This window comes from Flavobacterium maritimum, from assembly GCF_040049085.1.
In the GTDB taxonomy this organism is placed as follows: Bacteria; Bacteroidota; Bacteroidia; order Flavobacteriales; family Flavobacteriaceae; genus Flavobacterium; species Flavobacterium maritimum.
In genome coordinates this window covers 410,777-428,091 of record NZ_JBDLZY010000001.1, presented here as the reverse complement: position 1 = coordinate 428,091, position 17,315 = coordinate 410,777, and the positions used below count along the sequence as shown (strand labels likewise).

Annotated in this window: 15 protein-coding genes; 10 read left to right on the top strand and 5 right to left on the bottom strand. The window is 35.8% G+C overall.

Annotated elements, in window-relative coordinates:
• Window positions 1-16: 16 nt before the first annotated feature.
• The 4 genes from ABEB23_RS01875 to ABEB23_RS01860 all read right to left on the bottom strand — a co-directional run bounded on the left by ABEB23_RS01875 (window position 17) and on the right by ABEB23_RS01860 (window position 4,302).
• Window positions 17-856, bottom strand: coding sequence for a phytoene/squalene synthase family protein (locus tag ABEB23_RS01875; RefSeq protein ID WP_348810676.1), 840 nt, complete (start codon window positions 854-856; stop codon window positions 17-19).
• Window positions 857-858: 2 nt separating this feature from the next.
• Window positions 859-2,334: a bifunctional phytoene desaturase/3,4-desaturase gene (crtID, locus tag ABEB23_RS01870; protein WP_348810675.1), complete on the bottom strand. Its 1,476-nt coding sequence runs from the start codon at window positions 2,332-2,334 to the stop codon at window positions 859-861.
• Window positions 2,335-2,369: 35 nt separating this feature from the next.
• On the bottom strand, window positions 2,370-3,266 hold the full coding sequence (locus tag ABEB23_RS01865) for a MerR family transcriptional regulator (RefSeq protein ID WP_348810674.1): 897 nt from the start codon (window positions 3,264-3,266) through the stop codon (window positions 2,370-2,372).
• Window positions 3,267-3,339: 73 nt separating this feature from the next.
• A complete protein-coding gene (locus tag ABEB23_RS01860; RefSeq protein WP_348810673.1) occupies window positions 3,340-4,302 on the bottom strand; it encodes an ion channel in 963 nt (320 codons plus the stop codon).
• Between the two features lie 276 nt (window positions 4,303-4,578).
• On the opposite strand from ABEB23_RS01860, the gene ABEB23_RS01855 reads away from it, so the two are divergent.
• The 10 genes from ABEB23_RS01855 (at window position 4,579) to ABEB23_RS01810 (ending at window position 14,235) form a co-directional block, all read left to right on the top strand.
• Window positions 4,579-5,217: a phosphoribosyltransferase gene (locus ABEB23_RS01855; protein ID WP_348810672.1), complete on the top strand. Its 639-nt coding sequence runs from the start codon at window positions 4,579-4,581 to the stop codon at window positions 5,215-5,217.
• Between the two features lie 45 nt (window positions 5,218-5,262).
• Window positions 5,263-5,898 carry a dienelactone hydrolase family protein gene (locus ABEB23_RS01850; protein WP_348810671.1) on the top strand — a complete coding sequence of 212 codons (636 nt, stop codon included), beginning with the start codon at window positions 5,263-5,265 and terminating at the stop codon, window positions 5,896-5,898.
• 52 nt (window positions 5,899-5,950) lie between these two features.
• On the top strand, window positions 5,951-6,364 hold the full coding sequence (locus ABEB23_RS01845) for a hypothetical protein (protein ID WP_348810670.1): 414 nt from the start codon (window positions 5,951-5,953) through the stop codon (window positions 6,362-6,364).
• A gap of 21 nt (window positions 6,365-6,385) precedes the next feature.
• Window positions 6,386-7,957, top strand: coding sequence for a DUF6695 family protein (locus ABEB23_RS01840; RefSeq protein ID WP_348810669.1), 1,572 nt, complete (start codon window positions 6,386-6,388; stop codon window positions 7,955-7,957).
• A 179-nt stretch (window positions 7,958-8,136) separates the two neighbouring features.
• Window positions 8,137-8,949, top strand: coding sequence for a bestrophin-like domain (locus ABEB23_RS01835; RefSeq protein WP_348810668.1), 813 nt, complete (start codon window positions 8,137-8,139; stop codon window positions 8,947-8,949).
• A gap of 188 nt (window positions 8,950-9,137) precedes the next feature.
• The gene (locus ABEB23_RS01830) at window positions 9,138-9,746 is read left to right on the top strand and encodes a YkgJ family cysteine cluster protein (protein ID WP_348810667.1); all 609 of its coding nucleotides are present in this window, start codon (window positions 9,138-9,140) and stop codon (window positions 9,744-9,746) included.
• A 64-nt stretch (window positions 9,747-9,810) separates the two neighbouring features.
• A complete protein-coding gene (locus ABEB23_RS01825) occupies window positions 9,811-10,704 on the top strand; it encodes a dienelactone hydrolase family protein (RefSeq protein ID WP_348810666.1) in 894 nt (297 codons plus the stop codon).
• A 254-nt stretch (window positions 10,705-10,958) separates the two neighbouring features.
• Window positions 10,959-11,753, top strand: coding sequence for a hypothetical protein (locus tag ABEB23_RS01820; RefSeq protein ID WP_348810665.1), 795 nt, complete (start codon window positions 10,959-10,961; stop codon window positions 11,751-11,753).
• A gap of 193 nt (window positions 11,754-11,946) precedes the next feature.
• Complete coding sequence (locus tag ABEB23_RS01815) at window positions 11,947-13,020, top strand: serine hydrolase domain-containing protein (RefSeq protein WP_348810664.1); 1,074 nt, start codon at window positions 11,947-11,949, stop codon at window positions 13,018-13,020.
• A 579-nt stretch (window positions 13,021-13,599) separates the two neighbouring features.
• A complete protein-coding gene (locus ABEB23_RS01810; protein ID WP_348810663.1) occupies window positions 13,600-14,235 on the top strand; it encodes a hypothetical protein in 636 nt (211 codons plus the stop codon).
• Window positions 14,236-14,357: 122 nt separating this feature from the next.
• Here ABEB23_RS01810 and carB read toward each other — a convergent pair whose 3' ends face one another.
• Window positions 14,358-17,213 carry a carbamoyl-phosphate synthase large subunit gene (gene carB, locus ABEB23_RS01805; RefSeq protein WP_348810662.1) on the bottom strand — a complete coding sequence of 952 codons (2,856 nt, stop codon included), beginning with the start codon at window positions 17,211-17,213 and terminating at the stop codon, window positions 14,358-14,360.
• Window positions 17,214-17,315 lie beyond the last annotated feature (102 nt).

The following is a 17,315-nucleotide window of genomic DNA, read 5'->3' as shown; positions in this document are numbered from 1 at the left end:
TTTGATTAAAGATGCGTTATACCATTTTCAATTTGTAGGTCACAAAAGATTGCGCTAAAAGTCCCGCTTTGGTATAATTAGAAACTCGTATTCTGGCATTTCCGATTTCGTGACAAGGTGTGTTTTTTAATTTTTTCAACAGCTTTTTGTAATACACAAAAGCAGTGTATACTCCAAATTTAGCTTCAATTGGCAACTTAATAATCCCTTGGAACGCGGCGCTGAAATCTTCTTCGATTTCATTAATAATCATTTTTTTTGCCTTCTCATCAAAGGAATTCAAATCGACTCCGGGAAAATAATTGCGGTTCAAAACCAGATTATCGTCTTTAAGATCACGCAGGAAATTGACTTTCTGGAAAGCCGAACCCAATCTCATGGCTTCTCCTTTCAGTTGTTCGTATTTGATGTCGTTGCCTTGCACGAAAACCTTTAAACACATTAATCCCACCACATCGGCAGAACCATAGATGTATTCATCATATTCGGCTTTGCTATGGTAATCTGACTTAATCAAATCCAGCTTCATGCTTTTCAGGAAAGCCTGAATCAACTCATCAGGAATGTTGTATTGCTTTACAGTAATCTGAAAAGAGTTCAAAATTGGATTTAAACTTATCCCAGAATTATACGCTTTGTAGTATTCGACCTCAAAATCATTGATCAGGGTTTCTTTTTCGAATCCATGAAACGAGTCTACAATTTCATCCGCAAAACGCACAAAGCCATAGATGCTGTAGATGGCATCCCTAATGCTCGGCGAAAGCATATAAACCGCCAAAGAAAATGAAGTGCTGTAGTTTTTTGTAACCAGCTTGCTGCACTTGAAGGATACATCATCAAATAATTGCTTCATATTTACTTTTCTGAAAATTGCTTATTAATTAAATCCGACACTAATTTCCCTGAGATTAATGCAGGAGGAACACCCGGGCCAGGAACCGTTAATTGTCCTGTAAAATAAAGATTCTTAACTTTTTTACTCTTTAATTTAGGTCTCAAAAAAGCTGTTTGTAACAAGGTATTTGCCATTCCGTAGGCATTCCCTTTATATGAATTGTATTCCTTTACAAAATCATTTTTACAAAAAGACTGTTTAAATACAATGCTGTTTTTCACGCTTTGCTGCGTCAAACTTTCAAAACGATCTATTATTTTATCAAAATATTGCTCACGAAGTTCTTCTGTATCCACAATTCCCGGAGCCAAGGGCACCAGAAAAAAAGCCGATTCCATTCCCTCAGGAGCAGCTGTTTTATCTGTCAGCGAAGGAAAATTAGCGTAAAACAACGGCTCTTTTGGCCATTGCGGCTCATCATAAATATCCTTCGCATGTTGATAAAAATCAGTATCAAAAAACAAGGCATGATGCGAAATATTAGCTATTTTTTTATCAAACCCAATATAAAAAAGTAAAGAGGAAGGCGCAAAAACACGACTATTCCAATACTTTTCAGAATACGCCCGATGCTCTTCATCTAACAAAGTTTCGGTATGATGGTAATCTGCACCGCTCAAGATTAAATCAGAAGCAACTGTTTTTCCATTTACCACCAATGCTTTGGCTGTTTTATTTTCGACAATTATTTTTTCAATATTTGAACTGGTATGAAAAACTACTCCCAACTCTCTCGCCAGAATTTCCATCGCACGAACCACATCAAACATTCCTGTTTTTGGATGCCAGGTTCCCAATCCAAAATCGGCATAATTCATAAAACTATAGAACGATGGCGTATCTGATGGTTTTGCTCCGAGAAACAAAACAGGAAACTCTAAAATTTGAATTAACCTTTCGTTCTTGAATTTCTTACGAACATCTTTACTGATGTTACTAAAAAACTGCCCGACTTTTTTAGCTGTCTCCACAGTCACCAACTCTAATGGCGAAACTCCGGGACGATAGACTAAATCTTTGATAGCAATATCATAGTTACTTTGGGCTTCGGCCATAAAATCTTTTAATACTGCACCGCTTCCTTTCTCTATAGCTTCAAAAGTTTCAACAATTTCCGTTAAATTATCCGCTATCGAAATGAATTCGTTAATTCCGAAATACACTCTGTACGCTGGCGATAATTTTATTAGCTCATAATAATCAGTCGTCTTTTTATTAAAATCAGCAAAAAACCGATCAAAAACATCCGGCATCCAATACCAGCTTGGTCCCATATCAAAAGTAAAGCCGTTGCTTTTTAACTGCCTTGCCCTACCTCCGACACTTGCATTTTTTTCAAACACTTCCACTCTGTGACCGCTTTGCGCTAAATAGCACGAAGCAGCTAAGGCTGAAAAGCCCGAACCTATAATTGAAATTGTTTTCTTTTCTTTCATTTGTTTAGCAAATATACAAAATGTTTAAACAAAATCTATATTTTTTCTACTAATTCTGAAATGGAATGAAAAAGGAAAACTTTATCGGAAAGATCTTCTGTTTGAATGCATTCGACCAATCGGCCAATGAACCACAGTTCTGTGTTTTGATCCATCAATTCATCAGTCATACGAAGAACATAATCAGTAACCGCATCTCTTTCAGGTTGAATAGTGAGATAAGAAATAAATACGATTGAATCAAAATGTGTTTTCAGGTCTTTTAAATTTTCAATAGGCATACTTTCGCCCAAGTAAATTGATTGATATCCATTGAGAAGAATTTCATAATGAAGATACATCAGACCCAATTCGTGTATTTCATTTAAAGGCAATGAAAGCACAAAAACTTTATCTGTTTTAGTCCGTTTAAGAACCTGAAGTTTTTCGGTATTTACCAACAGTTTTTGTTTTATCAGGTAACTGACAAAATGCTCGTGAGCCGGCGTAATGGTCTCCGACTGCCACAACAATCCGAGCTCATTAAGAAGAGGAATAAAGACTTGCTGGAAGATTTCCTTAAATGATTTCTCAGCAATCAACCAATTATAGGTTGTAAAAAACAACTCCTGATCAAAATTCATCATAGCCATTTTGAAATCACTGATTGCATGATTTTTGGCATTCTTCGTGGAGATAATTTCTCTTACTAGTGTGGGTATTTTCTCTGGAGGAAAACCTGCTATTTTGGATATTTTATACCCGTAGTCGTGTAACAAAGTAATATTCAATAATTTTTGCAAACTGGCCAAATCATACAATCTGATATTACTGTCAGTTCGCATTGGTTGAAGTACGTTATACCTCTTTTCCCAAATTCGAATTGTATGCGCTTTTATACCAGAAAGATTTTCAAGATCTTTTATACTGAATACACTTTTTATGTTGTTCATTGTTTATCCTTATTTGATAAACAAATGTAAAATATTTTTTAGTATAAAATTGAAATAATTCAAAAACAATTAATTATTCTAAAGTGGCCCAGTCAAATGCATTTAATTTATCTAAATTCAGGATAGTTTTAGAATTATCATTGCTTCGAGCGTACATCGGCTCAAATTTCGCCCCATAAATAACCTCATCAAAAGTATAGGAGGTACGAATTGCAACTGTATTACTGAACATATCATCAAAGGTTTTAACAAAAACAAGGATTTCCCCATGGATTGTACTGAAATCTTCTTTGGTAAAATTATATAGCGGACTATCTTCAGTAATCGGATGGACCAAAGTCCAACTCAAGGTTAGTGCATTTATTTTTTCCAATTCTAATTCCAAAGAAAAGAATTTATTGGTCATGATACCATTTTCTTCAATGCTCATTCCCAGAGTCATTTTTGCTTCAGCATCCGTAAGATTCGTGTTTTTAAACGGTACTGTTCGAATCATCAAACCCTTAATCTCGCCATAAGGAGCAATCAAAGCGTTGTGTGAAAACTTCAAAAATGCGGTAGGTTTACTGAATCTTCCAAAAAATAAACCCGTTGCAATAGCAAAACTCAACAAACCAATTAGGGCTTCTGCTGCCGCAATCAGGCTTGTCAGAAAGCCGGAAGGACTAATATGTCCATAGCCTACCGTGGTAAAAGTTTGCGCACTAAAAAAATAGGCTTGACCAAATTGTGTCCAATCAGATCCTGAAGAATCAATCCCATCCAAATGCTCAATTCCTATCGCATAATAAACAATGGCAAATAAAAAATTTACACCTCCATAAAACATCAAAAGAATCGTCATAAACTTCCATCGCGGCATATCAATCATGGTGTGATACCAACTGATGCGATGCAAAAGATGCATTCCTCGTTTCTCAATGTTTGCGGTACCGTTTTTATTGATGAAACGCCCTCCATAGCTATTGGCATTCGTGCCAAAACCAGTATTCCTATCTGTTTTGGCTTTTACATTTATTCTTTTTAACAATGCCATTTTTCTTCAGTTGGTTATGAAGTAAAAATAACAAAAAATCTCTTCGATAAAGAAAAGTGCTTTTTGCTTTCAAAAGGAATAGTAATTCGATTAAGCCACTTTTACAGTTCCTCTTTTTTTATCCCGACTCATGAATCAATCTTTTGAAAAATACATCCAACCAAATTAGACAGAATTCTAAATTTTACTCCAAAATAATCCATCTTAAACAAAACCAAAGTCACTGAAAATCAGTACCTTTATGTTACTTTTTTCTAATTTCACAAATTAAAGATTATGTACGACGAAACAATAAAGGATAGAATTGAAGCTGGTTTATTGCTTTCAGAGAAATTAAAAAAGTATCAGAATAGCAATAGTGTAATTCTTGCCGTTCCTCGAGGCGGTGTACCTGTTGGATTCGTAATTGCTAAAAGTTTACATCTTCCTTTAGATATCGTACTTTCAAAAAAAATTGGGCATCCTAGTAATAAAGAATTCGCCATAGGTGCCGTATCTATGGACTCCACACTTATTGATGAGCATCCCGGCGTTCCTGATGAGTACATCGAAAAAGAAATTATCCGACTCAGGAAATCGATGCAGGACAAATACCAACTCTACATGGGCAATCGTGAACCTCTGGATATAAAAGGAAAAAATATAATCTTGGTAGATGATGGCATCGCGACAGGAAATACCTTATTGGCCAGTATAAGTATGTTGCGAAAAAGAAAACCGGCAAAAATCGTTGTTGCTGTGCCCGTGATACCAGCTGACAGGGTAAACGTATTTGAGAAAAATACGGATGAATTTATATGCCTGATAGCTTCCCAATATTTTAGGGGAGTAGGTGGATTTTATGAAGAATTTGATCAGGTAGAAGATGCCGAAGTGATTCGGTTACTGAGCGATAAAAGCGCTAATAACTCATAAATAGAATTTAAAATCTGTTAATCGTTTACTTTAATGCAATCAATCATGAAAAAATCAGATATAGATATCCCCTTAGCTTCTGCGATATTGAAGGGAGATTTAGTAATTCCCGATAACGCTATTGGGATTGTTGTTTTCTCGCACGGTAGTGGCAGCAGTAGGTTCAGTTCCCGAAACAGAATGGTAGCAGAGCTGATTCAGCAACAAAAAATAGGAACCTTCCTCTTTGACCTGCTCACTGAAAAAGAAGACCAAATTTATGAAAACCGGTTTAACATTGATTTACTGTCCAGCCGATTGATTGATACTACCGAATGGTTGCTGGAAAATAAAGAAGCGAAAGGCTTACCTATTGCCTACTTTGGAGCAAGCACGGGTGCAGCTTCAGCATTAAGAGCTGCCGCTTTTTTTGGAAAAACCATTAAAGCAGTAGTATCACGCGGAGGGCGTCCAGATTTGGCGATAACCGAATTGCCGATGGTAAGCGCTCCAACACTTCTGATTGTCGGCGGTCTTGATGTTCCTGTAATTGGAATGAATAAAATGGCTTATGATGAATTGCAATCTGTAAAAGAAATGAAAATAATCCCTGGTGCAACACACCTTTTCGAAGAACCCGGAAAATTACAGGAAGTAGCTGAGCTGGCTATTGAATGGTACAAAAAGTATTTGACTAAATAAAGTGGTCAAATTAGCATAATTACTGGAAATACAAACGCAAAAACGTATTATCATGAAAAAGATTCTTATTTTTCTTATGCTTTTACTTTTTACAGTAAGGGTATTTGGTCAGGAAATCCCAAGCACAGAATTTTCTAAAGAATATTACTTGGAAAAAAGCAAAAAACAAAAAACAACAGGCTGGGTTATGCTTGCGAGCGGCGCCGTACTAACTATTGTAGGAGTAATTGGTTTTAGTGATACTTTTATGGAAGAAGATTCATACACCACAACAGATATTTACGGTGTGATGGCTGTTGGCGGCCCTCTTATCTGTTTAGGAAGTATTCCGTTTTTTGTAAGTTCAGGAAACAATGCCAAAAAAGCGGCAACACTCTCTTTTAAAAACCAACCCATTCTTATGCCGCAACAGGGTTCACTTGTTCAAAATTCGCAACCCTCATTATCTTTAAAAATAGATTTCTAGCCACTGTAAAAGCAATGCAGTATGAAAAACCAAAAAAAAACCATTCCTCTATTTGACAATCCATTATTGGAAAGATTCTCGAGAACCAATGCTGCACTAGCTATAAGTACTTTGGTATTTATTTCTTTGGGAATTTTGGCATATGGTATATTCGAAGGGGAAATAAAAATAATGGTACAGATGGCTGTGTTCACTCTGGGATTTCTGTTTTTCACCCTGGCTGAATATCTCATTCATCGTTTTGTTTTTCATTCTGGAGAATACATGAACACCCAGAAATGGCAATTCAAGATTCACGGAATCCATCATACAACACCTCAGGATAAAGAGCGGCTGACCTTGCCAATTCCGTTAGCTATAATACTTTCCAGCCTCTTCTTTTTCTTGTTTTGGATGATAATGAGATCCCATGCATTTTCCTTTTTCCCGGGTTTTCTATTGGGATATGCTTTTTATCTTTCTGTGCATTATATCATTCATACGCGGAAGCCTCCAAAAAACAGTTTCCGGTTTTTATGGAAGCACCACAACATTCATCATTATAAAAATGACCATCAGGCATTTGGTGTCACCAGCCCTTTTTGGGATATCGTCTTTGGAACAATGCCAATAAACAAACCTAAAGAGTCTTTCAAAATGAACCTATTCAACGGAACAGCAATCGCTATAGCCTGGCCAGAATTTACCGGTAAGCAACCGGGTTCTTGGTATGATGAGCCTATGAGATGGGTGGGACATAATAGAGACTTCCAATACAAAGTAGGGCATGCCGCTTTGGTATTGGTAAACAACTCCACAGGCAGCTGTTATCATTTTGATTGTGGGAGATATCACGCCCCTTTTCAGCATGGCCGTATTCGTGATGTCTCAACAGATACTAATCTTACCATACACACCAAGGCAAACTTTTTAGATAATAAAATCGCTAATATAAACCACATACTCACTGAAATACAAGGAAACGAATCTACTTTTGGGATGGGTCCCTTATACGCTTCCTATTGTCCTGTAAATTTTGATGCTGCCCAATCAAAGATCAAAGCGTTGCAAAATAAAGACGCCATTCCTTTTGGCCCGTTTGTAGTCAACGGTATCAACTGTTGTCGGTTTGTCAGAACCGCAATTTTGGCGGGAAACCCTGCTTTTAAATACAGCTTTAAACTTCGTTATTTATGGTTTTTAAAACCCATGCCTATAAACAATATCAATTGTCTTACGGATAAAATGATCGTTCCGGAATGCCTTTCTTCCGAAACGCAAAAACAGAATCCACACTCCCATTCACCCTATACCAAAGAAAATGTAAAAGGCACGCTACCGGCACCAACAAAGCCCGAAAACATTCCAGCAGACAGTCAATGGTTGGGCGGTGAAGTTGTCGGTGGATGGTTTTGGATGCATCCAAAGGAAGACAATTATATCATAAACCGATATTCATCAGAAGGCAAAGCGGAATGTAGCGGAATATTCAGACTGGTCGGCAAGGTTTCTTTCGATGCCAAATTACCGTATTCATTTTCCCATCTGTCTCATTGCAGCAAGGTGACCATCACTCAAAATGGGAAGGTATTTCGGTTTTTACGGAACGAATAAACTATTTAATCTCTGAAACCCGAATATATTTCATTAAAACATCTAAATGCCTGTACCATCGCTTTTGCACTTGAAAACCAAAATATTGCCCGATAATGCGTTTGTTCAGACTGATTACAACTGTTATCAAAATACAATTAGATTCAAAAATTGAATTAAACCTTTAAATAATTAAGATTATGAAGATAGAATCCATCCCCATTTTAGTGTTTTTCCTGATTGTATGCATCATAGTAGTCGCTTCTATTGAAATTGGATACCTAATCGGTAATAGTGTACATAAAAAATCGGTTAAAAAGAGGGAACTGTTTGAAGAGAAGGAATCACCGGTATCCGGTATTTCAGGCTCTGTACTGGGCTTACTGGTTTTTATTTTGGTTTTTACATTTAGTATTGTTTCCGAACGATATGATAACAAAAGAAGACTTGTTCGGGAAGAAGCCAATGCCATCCGCACGGCTTGGTTCAGAACTGATTTCCTGCCCGAGCCAGACCGTGGCAAATCCAAAGAATTGTTGAAGGAATACGTCGCTATGCGTTCGGATGTAATTCAGGCAGCCAAATCAAATCAAATGAAAGAATTGATGGCTAAGTCTACCAAAATTCAAGACCAACTGTTTGACATCGCAGTAGTGAATGCCAGAAAAGATATGAACTCCGATGTAGCGGCACTCTATATTGAATCGCTGAACGAAATGATTAACTTCCATTTTGAACGGGTATCAATCGGATTGCAGGTGCGAATACCCAATGGAATTTGGCTTATCCTCTTTGTTCTTATGGTTTTCTCAATGTTTACTGTTGGATACCAAACTGCCATAGCCAATTCCAGCCGAACATGGTTATCAGCTGTTTTAGCCATATCTTTCTCTTTGGTGGTTACTTTGATTGCCGTACTTGACAGGCCTCAAACTGATTTCTTAACTATTTCACAGCAGTCGATGATTGATCTCAATACGTATATAAATCAAGAGATGACGCAAAAGAAATAACCCAATTGTCCTCCTAAATAAGCGGATCGATTTATAAAATATTCCCGACTGTATCAAGCAGTCGGGATTTTTGTTTTTAATAAATAAGACTTGACTGTACGAATATGTACCTGCTTTGAAAATAAACTGTAAGTAAAACCAGGATTTACCTTTAACCCTTTTTAATAGCGTACATTAGACAAAAATTAATGTCCATAGAACATAAAGTACGATTGGTAGAAAAGTTGTTCGCCCGTCTTGAAATTGAAATTACCACTTTTAAATCAGAATCACATTTAAATTGCAATGCAGGCTGTGGCCAATGCTGCTCAAAACCCAATATAGAGGCCTCACCTTTGGAGTTTTTACCTTGGGCTTTTTATTTATTTTTAAATGGTAAAGCCGAAGGCACTTTAGTGAAGCTCAACCAAAAAACCAATACCAATTGTCATTTATACCGCCCTCTTTCTGTTCTTGACAGCAATAACGGAAGCTGCAGCAATTATCGCTATCGTGGATTAATTTGCCGCCTTTTTGGATATGCTGCTAATAGAGATAAATATGGGCAACTTCGAATGGCCACTTGCAAAATCATAAAAGAAAACCAACAGGAAAACTACAACAATACCGAAGAAGCCATTAGCAAAGGACTGTATGTACCTGTTTTTACAGATTACTATATGAGGCTTACCCAAATTGACAACCGATTGGCCACCACCTTGCTCCCTATAAATGAAGCCTTAAAAATAGCCATCGAAGAAGTCCTGCATTATTATGCGTACAGACCATTTCCGGGAGGGCTCGAAAATATTGCTTAGCATCAGAAGCAATGCTAAAACAATCGCTTTTTTTTCTAAATTAGTTGAATCAAATAAAACAACTATGGAAAAGCTAACCAAAGAAGACATCAGTCAGGAAATTTTTGATTTATATGATGACTACGCCCATAATAAAATAGAAAGAAGGCAATTTATAGAAAAATTATCCCTGTTTGCGGTAGGAAGCCTTACACTTCCTTCCCTTCTTAGCTTTATGACCCCAAATTATTTGGATTCTATTGTAATCAAACCCGATGATCCGAGATTGAAATCAGAATACATCACTTATGAATCTCCTAAAGGCGGAGGAAAAATTAAAGGTCTTTTATCCCAACCCATCGAAGCCAAAAAGAAATTACCCGGAATCATTGTCGTTCATGAGAATCGAGGACTGAATCCTTATATTGAAGATGTCGGAAGAAGAGCGGCAGTAGAAGGATTCATCACCTTGGCACCAGACGCTTTATCTCCTTTGGGCGGTTATCCCGGCAATGACGATGCAGGAAGAGAATTACAGAAAAAACGTAGCCGCGAAGAAATGCTCGAAGATTTTATTGCGGCTTACGAATACCTCAAATCACACAAAGATTGTAATGGTTATGTAGGTGTCGTTGGATTTTGTTTTGGAGGCTGGATTGCCAATATGATGGCAGTCAAAATTCCAGATTTGCGGGCAGCAGTTCCTTATTACGGAGGCCAACCCACTGCTGAAGAAGCTGAAAAAATTAAGACGCCACTCCTGCTTCAGTACGCCAGTTTAGATACCCGTGTCAATGAAGGTTGGCCAGCATTTGAAGCCATACTCAAAAAGAACAAAGTAGCACATACCGCCTATTTCTATGAGGGCGTCAATCATGGTTTTCACAACAATACCACTCCTCGATACGACGAAGCAGCCGCAACTTTATCGTGGACACGAACGATCGCCTTTTTTAAGGAGAAACTAAAAAAGAAATAACTCAGTATTTTAGCATCAGCAAAGTCCCTTCATCGGGGCTTTTTTTTATGACTCATTGAGAGCTATTTTACAGAAAACACTTTATAAATCTAAAAGAAGAATAAATTTAGGTATATTTGAAAATACGAATAGCTTTACAAATTAATACAAACGATGGCTACCATTTGTACAGGTGTAGCGGATATTTATGAGTTGGCAGACATATAACTCGAAAAAACGAAAAGACATTAAATAAGAAATTAAAAATTAGATTTATGACACCAAAGCAATTAGTAAAATTGAGCAATATAATTGGAATAACCGCAATAATACTTTTAGTTTATTGGGTTTTTACATTTATAACAATTGAAGTTTTCGGCTTGAAAGTTTTTAGAGAAAATATGACTGAAACTTTTTATTTGAGTGTTTTGGGAATTCTTGCTTTAATGGCTGGCTCGTTAATCATAAACGTAATGTTTAATCTTACAAGAATTGCAGAAAACAAAAATAAAGATGATGATACTGCAAAATCTAATAAGAGAATGTATTTAATTCTTTTAGCAATTTTTCCAGTAATTGGAATAATATTATTTGGCGGAGATTATTTAACATCGAGTAAAAAAGAAAAAATGCTAATTAAATCAGCAAAATCAATTTTAGAAAAAAACGAAAATAATAGTGTGAAATTAGTAAACTACGAATTTTCTGAAAAGTACATAAATGAAACAAGCAATATTCTAGAAATATATTCAGATACAGACAAAAATTTTCCAAGCGTAAATTTATTGGTTAAAGATAGCATAAATGCTTCACCAGTATATTTAGGATTTAATCAAGGCAACGTTGAAAAGGTAAATGACACAATAAAACCTAAAAAAAGAGAATATATTTACCAAACAACTCAAGAAGAAAGAGAATATCTGGACAAAATATTTAGTGGAAAAAGTGAAGAATTAAGATATCGCAATCACGATGGAGAATATGAGCTATTTTATCCATACAAAAAAGGCAAAAAAGTAATTGTTTTATATTTTTCTGAAAATCAGAGATACGGAAAACTAGGAAGCTAAAAATGATTGGATCCGCCAACAGCGGTTACAAAAGATTTGGGTTTTGGACATAAACTGAAACTTGGTTTTGTGCCTTAAAGTTCAGTCTTTACTGAAAATTAAAACATACTTTTCCCAAAACCCCTTGTACATACCAAAAGTTGACAGTAATTACACCAAGAAAACCATAAAAATCAACCAAATAAAAGAAAATATGAAAAAAATAATGTTTTTACTTGCCTTTTTTGCCCTTAATAATCTTACTTATTCGCAAGTTGACAAAGTTGATATTGCAATAAAAGACCTGATGCATAAAAATAAAATTGTTGGTTTGCAATTAGCGGTAATTAAAGATAATGTGATTATTAAAACAAGTCATTACGGATTAGCTACTATTGAAGATTCAATTGCGGTTGATAGCCAAACCGTTTTTAGCATTAATTCTATTGTTAAGGCATTTACAGGAGTTGCTATTATGCAATTGGTAGAAAATGGTAAATTAAATCTCGATGAGCCTATTTCAAAGTATTTGGATAAGCTGCCTAAAACTTGGCAAAATATTACAGTAAAACAAGTGGCAACTCATAAATCGGGACTTCCTGAAATTTGGGATTCAGAAGGAAACATGTTATCTGAAAATAGCGAGACGTTATTCCAAAAAATGCAAAAATTTCCTCTTATTTTTAAACCTGGAGAAGAATTAAGAGACAATCAAGCGAATTACCTGCTGCTCGGAATGATTATTGAAAAAATAAGCGGACAATCATATGAAAAATATATTGTTGAAAACGAGTTTAAAAAAGCTGGAATGAAGAACTCGATTAAGGCAGGGATGGGAGATTTTTACAATATAATTAATCACTCTGCAAAGCCGTATTCTTATTTTAGAAATGGTGTTTTAACCAATGTTTATCAACCGATACCTTCAAATTTGTATCCAGCAGCGGGGATATATTCAACTGCAACTGAAATGGCACAATGGGTAATTGCATTACAAAGTCATCAATTAATTAATGCAGAAAATCTTAAAACGCTTTGTGAACCAATACAATTAAATAATGGAAAAACATATGAAACAAACGATTTTCTAAACAGAAGTTCGATTGGTTTTTCTACAACTTCAAGAACTAAAAACCCTGTACTTGCTTTGTTAGGCGGTAATAGAAATGCCTTATACATTTATCCAAAAGATAATGTTTCAGTAGTGATTTTGACGAATCTAGTAGGCTCACATCCGGAAAATTTTATAGAAGAAATAGCAAATTTATACATAACAGAGGAAAAATAACATCTTCCGCTTTCAAAAGCATTCATAATAAAAGCTGCGCAAACGTCTCTGACTTTGCGCAATTTTTTTGATGTGCTTGTAAATTATAAACCCGATAAAAGTCTCCCGACTCAAACTACGGGTTTTATCCAAAAGCATGTTTTAGAATTTAATAGAAAAAACCTTCTCATGAAAATGCTGCCCTAGCCCAGACAGGAGCGGCATCCTTTGCTTGCTTTCTTTAAGCAAGCAAAGATATAGTCGTATGGCTGGAAATAGCTTCTAATAAAAGTGACGTTCTCATATATGCTAAAAGAAAACACCTGTCAAACGTTCCCTACTTTGCCACCAGCTATAAACAGCTAACAAAATACAATTGATAAAAAACCTCAACGAGACTTTTCAATACTCTAAATTCAAGTATTATTCAGTACAATTCGCAGAACTGTTCAAGTCGTCAATAAACAAGATGCTTTTCTTTAATATATTTATATTATAAATAACTGAAAATAAGCTAGTTAAATAAATAACTCCAATTATAATTTCGTAAATTTGATAGTTGTTTGATGGTTCATTTAGCACAATCTTAAAAATATCGCTATGAAAAAACAATCTGCCTATCTATTAATTTGCTTTTTTACTTTACTGGTATCCTGCTCCTCATCAGAATCAGAAAATCAGGAAGAAATCAAATCTTATACAATCAAAGTAAAAGAACACAAAACCAATTTGCCTCTGCAAGGAGTAGAAATCAGTTTATACTATTGTAATTATGATATTGAGTTTGGATGTCAAAAAAAGCTATTACGGACACATATGACTAATGCAATGGGTGAATACAAAATGACGGAAGAAGAATATTTAGAAGCTGACGAAGGATTTATTTTAAGAAAACCTCAATACTGGGATGTGAACAGAAAGGTGGAAGAAATAATTATGGAACCGGAAGCTTGGACAACAATAAATATTAAAACAAATACAACCTATCCTAGTACGAGTTTTTTTGTATTAAAAACCACTAGCGAATTAGGTATTGAAAGCTCTAAAATTTTTAAAGCACCAAAAGACTCTATTGTAAATTTCAGGCTATTCGGCAATGAAATGAATATCGTTAGCTGGGCAGTCTATGAAGTAGGATATCCTCCCTATTGCAATCCTTGTGAAGTTCTAGCAAATGCAAGTTTCAATTTACGTCCTCAAAAATTTGAAACCATTCCTTCAACAATAAACTATTAGCTAAAACTTATATCTTATATCTTATATCTTATATCTTATATCTTACTTCTTTCTTGATACTAAAAATGCTACTCCACAAAAAAAGCCCCAAACGGGGCTTCTTTACTATAAAAAATTCAAGTTTATTTACTCAAATACATTTTTCTTCTGGAGTACAATTCGTAGAACTGATCGTCTTTCAAGTCATCAATAAACAAGATACTTTCTCCTGTTGATTTCATCTCTGGCCCTAATGCTTTGTTTACATTTTGAAACTTGCTGAAAGAGAAAACCGGTTGTTTAATCGCATATCCTTTCAACTGCGGATTGAATTTGAAATCGGTTACTTTATTGTGACCCAACATTACTTTAGTAGCATAGTTTACATAAGGTTCTCCGTATGCTTTTGCAATAAATGGAACAGTACGGGAAGCTCTAGGATTTGCCTCGATAATGTAAACAGTATCATCTTTTATAGCAAACTGAATATTGATTAGACCAACAGTTTTTAACGCTTTAGCAATTTTAACTGTGTGATCTTTTATTTGTTGCATCACAAATTCTCCTAAATTAAAAGGAGGCAAAGTAGCATTACTATCTCCTGAGTGCACTCCACAAGGTTCAATGTGCTCCATAATTCCTATGATATACACATTACCGTCAGCATCACAAATTGCATCGGCTTCCGCTTCGATTGCTCCGGCCAAATAATGATCTAAAAGCAATTTATTACCTGGGATCTGTTTCAGTAAGTTGATAACGTGTTCTTCCAATTCTTTTTTGTTGATCACAATTTTCATTCCCTGACCACCCAATACATAAGAAGGACGAATCAATAATGGAAAGTCTAAAGTATCTGCCAAAGCTGCAGCTTCATCAGCCGTTTCTGCAATCCCGAATTGTGGGAAAGGAATCTTCAATTCGGTTAACAAATCAGAGAAACGTCCTCTGTCTTCGGCTAAATCCAAAGCATCAAAACTGGTTCCTATAATCTTAATACCATATTTAGAAAGCTTTTCAGCCAATTTCAAGGCTGTTTGACCACCTAACTGAACAATTACACCTTCTGGTTTTTCGTGTTGGATGATATCGTAAATATGTTCCCAAAATACAGGCTCAAAATACAATTTATCGGCTGTATCAAAATCAGTCGAAACCGTTTCCGGATTACAGTTGATCATGATGGTTTCATAACCACATTCTTTTGCAGCCAAAACTCCGTGAACACAAGAGTAATCAAACTCGATTCCCTGACCAATTCTATTTGGGCCTGACCCAAGAACGATTATTTTCTTTTTATCGGTTACAATACTTTCGTTATCTACATAACGTTCACCGTTAGCTTTTTCAATTTCAGCCTCAAAAGTGGAGTAATAATAAGGTGTTTTAGCCTGAAACTCGGCCGCACAAGTATCAACCAGTTTAAATACACGGTTAACATCCATTGTCATACGCAAAGAATGCACTTCACTCTCCTTGGCTCCCATCATGTGTGCAATCTGTCTGTCCGCAAAACCTTTTTGTTTCGCTTCAAGCAATAATTCTTTTGGTAAAGATTGTATGGTATAGTTAGAAATTTCTTTTTCTAAAGTATAAAGTTCTTCGTATTGCTTCAAAAACCACATATCGATTTTAGTGATTTCATGGATACGGCTCAATGGAATTCCCATTGCGATAGCATCATAAATTACGAAAACACGATCCCAGCTTGCAAAAGTCAGTTTCTCGATAATTTGCTCGTAGTTGGTATATCCTTTTCCGTCGGCACCTAAACCATTTCTCTTGATTTCCAATGATTGGGTGGCTTTGTGTAAAGCTTCTTGGAACGAACGTCCAATTCCCATTACCTCTCCAACCGATTTCATTTGAAGTCCTAAAGTTCTGTCAGCTCCTTCAAATTTATCAAAGTTCCAACGTGGTATTTTTACAATCACATAATCTAAAGTCGGCTCGAATAAAGCTGAAGTAGATTTTGTAATTTGGTTTTGCAATTCATCTAGGTTATAACCCAAAGCTAATTTAGAAGCAATTTTTGCAATTGGGTAACCTGTCGCTTTTGATGCCAAAGCAGATGAACGGGATACGCGAGGATTAATTTCAATCGCAACGATATCTTCTTTTTCATCCGGAGAAACAGCGAACTGTACGTTACAACCTCCTGCGAAGTTTCCGATGCTACGCATCATTAATATAGCGTAATCACGTAATTTTTGGAATGTTGTATCAGACAAAGTCATTGCCGGTGCTACAGTAATCGAATCTCCTGTATGGATTCCCATTGGATCCATATTCTCGATAGAACAGATGATCACAACATTGTCGTTTTTATCTCTCAACAACTCCAATTCGTATTCTTTCCAACCTAACAAAGCTTTATCAATCAAAACTTCATGGATTGGTGACATTTCTAATCCGTAGGTTAGTTTTTCGTCAAACTCTTCTTTACTATGCACAAAAGCTGCTCCAGTTCCTCCAAGTGTAAATGAAGGACGAATTACTAATGGAAATCCAAATTCCTGAGCAATTTCTTTTCCTTCCAAGAAAGAAGTGGCTGTTTTTGCCGGTGCGGTAGGAACATTTATTTTTTGAAGCAATTGTTTGAATTGCTCTCTGTCTTCTGTAATATTAATGGCGTTCACATCAACACCTATTAATCGTACTCCGAAATCCTGCCAAATTCCCTTTTCATCAGCTTCCAAACACAAGTTTAGCGCAGTTTGACCACCCATGGTAGGTAAAACAGCGTCAATTTGTGGATGTGCTTTAAGAATTTCAATAATGGATTTGGTCGTTAACGGTTTCAAATAAACATGATCCGCCATAGAAGGATCGGTCATGATTGTTGCCGGATTAGAGTTAATCAGGATAACTTCAATTCCCTCTTCACGGATAGAACGGGCTGATTGAGATCCTGCATAATCAAATTCGCAAGCTTGACCAATAACAATAGGACCAGAACCTATTATTAAAACTGATTTTATGGATGTGTCTTTTGGCATTGTATTGTATTATTGTGTTGTGTAGTTTTTTTTTTTGAAAGTTTAAAGTTAGCCAACTTTAACCCCTTAGAACTTAACTGTTAATGTTTTTTTAACGATTAG